Below are 8301 nucleotides of genomic sequence, written 5' to 3' on the forward strand. Positions count from 1 at the left end.
CATTAGCATCCTCCTCAAGTATAAGAAAGCATATCACGGAAGAAGCTGCAGAGGCAAGGGTAAATTGTTTATTAACGTACTGTGAACCCGTGTTTGCCGAGCTTTTCACCACAAGACCAGTATTCGCCATGCAGGTAGCACAGCGGATCGAGCATTCCAACCAGGATCCGGTCCTTTTCATCGAGGGCTTCTTCAGCGACATGCTCAACTAACACTTCCCCAAGAAAGAGGTCGTGATCGCCGATTTCCTGAATTCCAATCACCCGACATTCGAGATTAATGGGGCATTCGGCGATCAGCGGCGGGCGAACCTTTTGGGCGGGCACAGGGGTAAGACCAAAGGCCGCAAACTTATCGATTTCACGTCCGGAAGTATTGCCGCATCGATCGACTTTCTCTACCATGGCGGCAGTTGGAAGATTAATCACATACTCGCGGGTGGCACTGATGAGTTCGTGTGAGTAGCGTGGTTTGGCGATCGCAATTCCCACAATCACCGGATTTCTGATGCTGATGTTGAATACTTCACCCAGTGTAAGAATATTAGTCCGGCCATCATCACTCACAGAAGTGATTAGCGCCGCCGGTGAAGGATGCACTGGCCGCAGCGGTTGTATAATTCTCTTATTCATAAGCCCCTTCTAATTCACTATATTGCTCGAATTCTACCCGACCTCATCGCTTGACTTTCTTTTACTTAAAGTCCATACTCAGTATGATAATATGAGAATCGTTACTCTAATCCAAATTCTGCTTTTGATAGTTACTTTGATGATAATTGCTTCGGCGTTATCTGTGTTCTACCAGGATAGTCCCAGTATAGGTTTCTTATTGAAATCCCGAGAATTTCAGATTGGGGTACTATTGTTTGTTGCGGTTAGTTTCCGCCTATTTCTAGCGCTAGCGTACAAGTCGGGTTCAGGATAATTTCGAGCGACCCACTCTTTGGAGGCTGCATTAATGAAGGTGATAGTTTTCGGCTGCGGACGGACTGGTTCGACCTTAGCTCTTTTAATGGATAAGGCTGGGCACAACGTCACAATGATCGAGAAGAACCCCGATCATTTAAAGAGACTGGGCCAAATTCATCATATCCATTCTATCATCGGTAGCGGTTTAGACCAAGACACTCTGCTTCAGGCAGGAATCGAAGGGACTGACGCGTTTGTCGCAGCCACACAAGGGGACAATACTAACCTAATGGCTGCCCAAATGGTGCAAGACCTATGGAATGTGCAAAAGATCTGCGCTAAGGTGAATGATGCTATCCGAGCCGATACTTATCGGAAACTGGGCGTATTCACTGTAACTCCAAATGCTCTCACAGCCGGCTTACTTCATACCTGGCTGCTGGATGAAGAATTCAAAAACATTAATGAATACAATCGCCTGTACGAAGAATTGCTTCAATAAGGAAATTTAGATATGTATATAGTCATAGTTGGCGGGGGACACATAGGGTTTCATCTTTCAAAACATTTGAAAGAGGATGGCCACGAAGTAGTCATTCTTGAGAAGGATAAAACGCACGCGGCTTGGATGACAACGCAGCTTGGCGAAATCGTTGTTCATGGCGATGGCTGTGAAGCCCGTGTATTGCGGGAAGTCGGAGTTACCCGAGCGGACGTTTTTGTGGCAGTAACCGGTGATGACGAAGACAACCTCGTCGCCTGCCAAACCGCTAAGTTTTACTTTATGGTAAAGCGCACCATCGCTAGAGTGGTTGACCCTCGACACGCAGCGCTATTCGAGCGACTTGGCGTTGACGGCACGGTCAGCGGCACTCAGCTTATCTACAATATCATCGATCAGGAAATTGAGACCGGCAAAGTTATTCCTATCGGCGCTCTGAAAAAGGGCAATATTGAAGTGGTGGAAGTCCAGATTAGTCCTCTTTCGCCTGCCCTCGGCAAAAAAGTGCGCGAACTCGAATTGCCTGAGAAAGCCAAAGCGCTTATCGTTTGCGTCATTCGAGAAGAGCAAGCCGCTCTCGTAACTGGTGATACCGAATTTCATGAGGGTGATATTGTTGTTGCGCTCGTGGCCACTGACGAAGAAGCCACTTTACGGGATGCGCTAGCTCCCTCCATGGATCACGCCAGGTAAGGCGGATACGTATAGAAATTATGCTCTTCAACTTGAAGAGCAGAGTTATCCGTTAACTATCGAATCATCGAGCAGACCGAGAAGGAAAATACCTATGGCTAAGCGTGGAACGGTGCAAGTTGCTCTCATCTTTCCTGACAAGGATACCATCCAAAAATACTACAAAGGCCTGATTTTCCTCGCTGCTCGAACTTGCTATAGCGAAACCTCGCCTCAGCAGATTTGGGACGAATATTTGAGCGACCAAACTCCCCCCGATAAAGTTCTCGGCATAATCGAGCATGTAATAGATTCCGGCCACCATAGCACTATCGAGCATATCAATTTCACTTTTGCCATCTCCGGAGTAAGCCGCGCGCTGACTCATCAACTTGTTCGCCATCGTATCGGAGTCGCCTTTGACCAGCAAAGCCAGCGCTATGTTAAGTACAAAGACCCTCACTATGTTGTGCCTCCTACGATTGAAGCCAACCCTGAAGCTTTTGCCGAATACGAACGGTTTAGAGATTTAAGCGAAGAAATCTATGATCATTTCTTGGAACTGGGTGTCCCCGCTGAGGATGCGCGTTTCGTCTTCCCAAACGGAGTTGCCACCAATTTAATTATGACAGTGAACCTGCGAGAGCTGCTCCACATGTCCGGATTAAGGCTGTGCACTCTAGCTCAATGGGAGATCCGCAACCTGTTCAAATGCATTCGCAAAGAGCTAATGACTGCTGATCCCTATTTCGGCAAAATGCTGGTTCCCAAATGTGTAACGCTAGGCTATTGCGATGAAAAGCGAAACGAAGATGAACACTGCCGCATCCGCCCTCATAAAAACACCGTTTTCAAAGTCTACCAAGACTATAAATCCGGCAAATTGAGTTATTAAGAAGGCGAAGGGGACAACAGGGCTAATAGCTGAAAGTTAAATCATAAGGATGGTAACACTAATATGGATATTCCCGGGCTGGAACCGGCGCTTTATCATAGTAATATCCTCGATTATCGCCGTGCGATAGTTGTTTGGCGGCCTCGGCAAGCAGTTGTTACGGACCGGCTGCCGGTTCTTTATTTGCTGCATGGTGTGACTGGGGACGAATGGGACTGGATTGCTAAAGGCAATGCCCCACAAACGATTCAACTCCTAATCGATGAAGGCATTCTACCGCCGATGATGTTGGTCAGCGTCAATGACGGTCTCTATAAAGCAGGAACCGGATATCTCAATTGGGCAGACGGCAGCGGGCAATTTGAGGATAATTTTATCGAAGAGTTGATTCCCCACGTCGACCAGACCTGGGCGACCATTGATAATCTCAAAGCCCGATGGATTGGAGGGTTATCGATGGGAGGCTATGGAGCCACTCACCTCGGGTGGAACCATCCTCACCTTTTCGGCGCTATCTTTGCGCTAAGCAGCGTACTCAACGCATCTTTCATGGAACCACAACCAAAACAAGTCTTCAATGACCAGGATGATATGGATTCGCATTGGCCTTTGAAGTTGGCTTCCCATCTACCGGCTGAATCGAAACTCCCCTACTATCTTTCATGCGGGACTGATGACGGATTTATCGAAGACAATCGAAAGATGGCTCGAGTTCTGGGCGAATCTCACTATCCCAAGTTTGTTTATGAGGAATTTCCCGGAGGGCATAGCTGGGATTTCTGGTCAACCCACCTCAATAACGCAATTTGTTACCTGGTAAAAATAACAGATTTTAATTTCGTTTCAGTCTGAAAAAATAAATTTCCAAAAATTCTCCAAAAAAGTGTCCGGTTTTGCATGTCTAAAGCGTATTTATATTCCGAGAGTTCACACACTGATATGGAGTTAGCAAAGGGTGTTGCTAATGAAGACAGTGATCTTCCAAGGTGAAGATAAGAACTCAGTCCAATAAACACCCATTTGTAAGTTAAGATTCTTACAGGTCAGACAGAATTACTAGGCAAGACCGAGCTTTGTTCTCCTTTTGGCGGTCTTGCCAATTTTTTATGTTGATATGCTCGTTTGATAATTAACTTTCAGCCCCGTATACAGATTGCACAGAAAGATGTGTTATGGCGAGGATTGGTTTGTGGCAGAGACAATCTCCTCTAAGAGTTTAGGTTTAGCCTAACCCTAAGGTAGTTACTCCCCCTCCCTATTTCATAGGCCTTCCCCTTTTTCTACGTCTTCGCTGAAGAAAATTGTGAAGGGTGTACTAACAGAAAGTTCACGAGGAGGTTGCTTTGGCACAATCAGCCTCGCATTCACATAGTAAGCAATGAGGCATATCCGAAATCTTGCTTCTTGCCTCTTGCCTCTTGCCCCCCCTCACACCGCGATATGCGGCGGTAATAGGTCGGGGGTAATTTGGTGGGCATCGTCGGGAGCCAGGACGACGGCTCGTTCGATGGTGTTTTCTAATTCACGGATGTTGCCAGGCCATTTATAGGCGATTAGGGCATCTAAGGCGGCTGGGGCGATGCTTTTGAGGTTGCGGCTGTTTTCAGTGTTGTATTTGGCGATGAAGTGCTCGCAAAGGGTGGGAATGTCTTCTTTGCGCTCGCGCAATGGGGGGAGACAGATTTGGACGACTTGTAAGCGGTAGAAAAGATCCGCGCGGAACTGACCGGCGGCGACGGCTTCCTCTAAGTCGCGATTGGTGGCGGCTATCATTCTTACATCCACTTTAAGCGGTTTGGTGCCGCCCAAACGTTCGAACTCACGCTCTTGAAGCACCCGTAAAAGCTTAATTTGAATAGCCGGCGGCACATCGCCGATTTCATCCAGGAATAGAGTTCCCTGATGAGCAAGTTCGAATCTTCCGGGTTTTTGACCTGTTGCGCCGGTGAATGCGCCCTTTTCATGGCCGAATAGCTCGCTTTCGAGAAGTGTCTCAGGCAGCGCAGCGCAACTTATTGCAACAAATGGTTTATCTGCGCGCGAGCTTCTTTCGTATAAAGCTCGCGCGATTAGCTCTTTGCCGGTACCGCTTTCGCCGGAAATAAGAACCGTCGCCCGCGCATCAGCCACTCGGTCAACCATAGTCATCAATTCTTTCATTTTGGGGCTTTCACCGATGATGACGCACTTTCCATTTTTACCTTTTGGAACAGTCTTTGTCGTCGGCGAGGCAGCATTTCTCTTGGCTCGCGCTTCAATGCCGCGCGCAACGACTTTCTTGAGCATTTCAAGGTCGAACGGCTTGGTCATATAGTCAAATGCGCCCATCCGCATCGCATCGACTGCTTGCGGAATGGTACCGAAGGCAGTCATCATCACGAAAACGAGGTCAGGATGGGTAGTTCGCACGGTTTTTAATAACTCAGTGCCGTGAATATCAGGCATGATGACATCGCAAATAACCGCGTCAATCGGTTCGGAATCGACAACACTCAGCGCCTGTTTGCCGCCTTCGGCAGTGTGCACATTATAACCCTGCTTCTGGAATGCAGCCTGCAGGATTCTCCGAATGTTCGGCTCATCATCAACGATTAACAGGTTCACTGGTTTCGACATACTACTAATAACCTCTACTTATCAACCGGCAGCCATAGGGTAAACGTTGTCCCCATGCCCTGTTCACTTTTAACGGCGATGCGGCCGGAGTGGGCATCGACAATCTTTTGAACAATGCTCAGCCCCAGTCCGGTGCCTTTGGTGCGGGTTGTAAAAAATGGCGTAAATATTCGGTCGAGGTGCTCCGGCAGAATCCCGACTCCACTGTCGGCAAAGGAAACCTCAACCATCTTCTCAGTTGGGTGCAAACGCGTGTTCAGGTTCAAATTGCCGCCCTCACGCATCGCATGCACCGCATTCATAATCAAATTGCGCGCAGCCTGACTGAACCGCAACTGATCGAATTTAATTATCGGAAGATTATCGCTAAGTTCAGTCTTAACAATGACATTATTTTCGGCGCAAAACGGTTCGAGCGTCTGAATGATGTGGGTAATGGCTTTGTTGAGATCACCGCTGTCCAACTGTAACATCATCGGCTTGGCAAATTCTAAGAACTCACTGGCTATCTGGGAAAGCGTGTTCACTTCGTCCAAGATAATGTTGACGAACTCGCGTGAAGTATCCGGCAGATCGCTTTCATTAACCAAAAGCTGCGCCGCGCCTTTGATACTTGTCATAGGATTTCGAAGCTCATGAGCGATGGTAGCCGTGAGTTGGCCAACTTCCGCTAGCCGCTGCATTCGCTCAATTTTTCGCTCCATCTCAGCATGTTGAGTGACCTCTTCCATCAACACAACCGAACCCTGCGGTATACCCTGACGGTAACGCAGCGAGCTGACGGTTATGTTAAGCTCACATTCCCGCCCATCAGCAAACTGCAAGACTAGGTGAGTGAAGAGCCGTTCGCCGCTTTGCAGTGCCTGATTAAACTGCTGGCTGAAGCGTCGTGCCTCAATGCAGGGGAAAATCGATTCAAAAACATCAGTAAATTGCCGCGCTTGGGCAAGTCGAGCCGGTTGGCCGAAAATAGTTGTTGCGGCTGTGTTCCAAGTAGTGATCTCACCGGTGCGGTTGACGGTCGCCACTCCCGTTGCAACAGAACTAAGGATGTTATTGAGGAAGGTAGCCATCCGCTGGATTTGTGACAGCTTCTGCTCCATATCTTCATATAATCGGGCTGTTTCAATTGCCATCCCCGCCTGATTTGCAAAAGTGGTCAATACTTCGATGTCGGCATCGCTAATGGGTTGGCCTGAATTGCGTTTATCGACAACTACAACCCCAATCGAACGCCCATTAGCTGGGATTGGAATAGCCACAAAAGCATTAACCCCCAGCATCCGCGCAAAACCCTTCATTGGCTGGATAACTTCGCTGGCGTTGTTCACCGCAATCGGCATTAACTTATTCGCAACAAAACCCAGAAGGCTTTGGCCGAGCCTCAATCCGCGGGCGGGGAACATACCGTTGGTATAGCCTCTTAAAATATGAGGGATTAGCATTTCCTTGCGGTCAAGCAGCAAGATAGCGCATCGGTCGAAGCGCACCACCTCGATTATCTTATCGGCAATACTACTTAATAGCGTCGGTAAATCAAGGGGGGAGATGATCGCCGAGGTCAGGTCTGCCAAAGTGCTGAGTTCGCGAACGCGATGGCCAAGACTGGCATAAAGCTGAACATTGTTAAACGCAAGCGCCGCCAGATTTGCAAAAACGGTGAAGAGACGAAGATCATCCTCAGTAAAGATAGGCGCCGGGCGTAAACGTCGGATACTGATTATCCCGAACACATGGCCCATCTCATCACGTAAAGGTACGCACATTGATGAACTGATTTCGGGGTTGAAAATGACAGGAAGGTCTTTTAGCTTCGGATGGTTGCGAGGATCAACAATCAGCATCGGCTCACCCGTTGCCGCGACTTGACCGGCAATGCCTTTGCCGATCGGAATTCTCGTCTCCTCAACTACATCGGTAGAAAGCCCAACGCTAGCGGCAATCGCCAGCGTGTCATCATGATGCCTGAGCAGCAGTGAACAGGCTTGAGCTTCCATGACCACGGAAGCCTTCTCGACGATAAGTTGCAAGAGACGCTCGATCTCGTTTTCTTCAGAAGCGCGGCCTATCTCATAAAGGGCTGTCACTTCCCGAAGCCGTTTCTCGCTTTGCATTTGAGCTTGTTCAAGCTGAAGATACATCCGCTGCCGATCTAAAGCAAAAGATAGCAGAGAGTAGATGGTATGGAAATGCGATTCATCAAACTGTTCGGCGGGATAAGAGGCGACAAAAACTTGAGGCGGCCCATTGATACTCAATCTGCGGGCAAGATGAATAAAGCCGTCATTTGAACGATATTGCGTCTGATCCTGATCGGTCAGTACCTGACTAACGAGAACTTCCGGTTCGAAGTGAGATGGGAATTTAGCGCTGGAAGCTGATTGAACGCAGACCAAACTGCCATCGAATTGAGGGGAATAAAGACCACTCCAGATGGCTCCGCAAGTGCGTTGATTGGTTTCAAAGACATGACAAATCGCGACATCAGTCGGTTCATTTAGCGTTGACTGAAGCAGCGCGCTCATTTCCTGCCAAGCGCCTGATTCTATTAACCCAATATTTTCACCGGGCATCCGTCGCATTCGCCTCCAATGTATTTTTCGGAGGCTGAGTGGATTATATGTATTCTAATTAGTCTCCAACACTATTTATTCCTGAAATTCAATCGTGAAGGTGGGAGGTATAATACCCCTCGTCACTATGTA

General features: G+C 48.3%; 7 protein-coding genes. 4 read left to right on the plus strand and 3 right to left on the minus strand.

Going from position 1 to position 8301, the window contains the following annotated elements; translation table 11 throughout:
• Window positions 1-71 precede the first annotated feature (71 nt).
• Window positions 72-632, minus strand: coding sequence for a flavin reductase family protein (locus tag WCO51_06805; GenBank protein MEI6512971.1), 561 nt, complete (start codon window positions 630-632; stop codon window positions 72-74).
• 328 nt (window positions 633-960) lie between these two features.
• Here WCO51_06805 and WCO51_06810 point away from each other — a divergent pair, with 328 nt between their 5' ends.
• The 4 genes from WCO51_06810 to WCO51_06825 all read left to right on the plus strand — a co-directional run bounded on the left by WCO51_06810 (window position 961) and on the right by WCO51_06825 (window position 3832).
• Window positions 961-1413, plus strand: a complete 453-nt coding sequence (locus WCO51_06810) for a TrkA family potassium uptake protein (GenBank protein ID MEI6512972.1) — start codon at window positions 961-963, stop codon at window positions 1411-1413.
• A 12-nt stretch (window positions 1414-1425) separates the two neighbouring features.
• Complete coding sequence (locus WCO51_06815; protein ID MEI6512973.1) at window positions 1426-2106, plus strand: NAD-binding protein; 681 nt, start codon at window positions 1426-1428, stop codon at window positions 2104-2106.
• A 94-nt stretch (window positions 2107-2200) separates the two neighbouring features.
• Window positions 2201-2980 carry an FAD-dependent thymidylate synthase gene (gene thyX, locus WCO51_06820; protein ID MEI6512974.1) on the plus strand — a complete coding sequence of 260 codons (780 nt, stop codon included), beginning with the start codon at window positions 2201-2203 and terminating at the stop codon, window positions 2978-2980.
• Window positions 2981-3043: 63 nt separating this feature from the next.
• The gene (locus WCO51_06825) at window positions 3044-3832 is read left to right on the plus strand and encodes an alpha/beta hydrolase-fold protein (GenBank protein ID MEI6512975.1); all 789 of its coding nucleotides are present in this window, start codon (window positions 3044-3046) and stop codon (window positions 3830-3832) included.
• A gap of 576 nt (window positions 3833-4408) precedes the next feature.
• Here the strand turns inward: WCO51_06825 and WCO51_06830 are convergent.
• Window positions 4409-5596 (minus strand): sigma-54 dependent transcriptional regulator, encoded by a 1188-nt coding sequence (locus WCO51_06830; GenBank protein ID MEI6512976.1) that lies wholly within the window; start codon window positions 5594-5596, stop codon window positions 4409-4411.
• A 14-nt stretch (window positions 5597-5610) separates the two neighbouring features.
• On the minus strand, window positions 5611-8169 hold the full coding sequence (locus tag WCO51_06835; GenBank protein MEI6512977.1) for a GAF domain-containing protein: 2559 nt from the start codon (window positions 8167-8169) through the stop codon (window positions 5611-5613).
• Window positions 8170-8301 lie beyond the last annotated feature (132 nt).

The organism is bacterium (assembly GCA_037131655.1).
In the GTDB taxonomy this organism is placed as follows: Bacteria; Armatimonadota; Fimbriimonadia; order Fimbriimonadales; family JBAXQP01; genus JBAXQP01.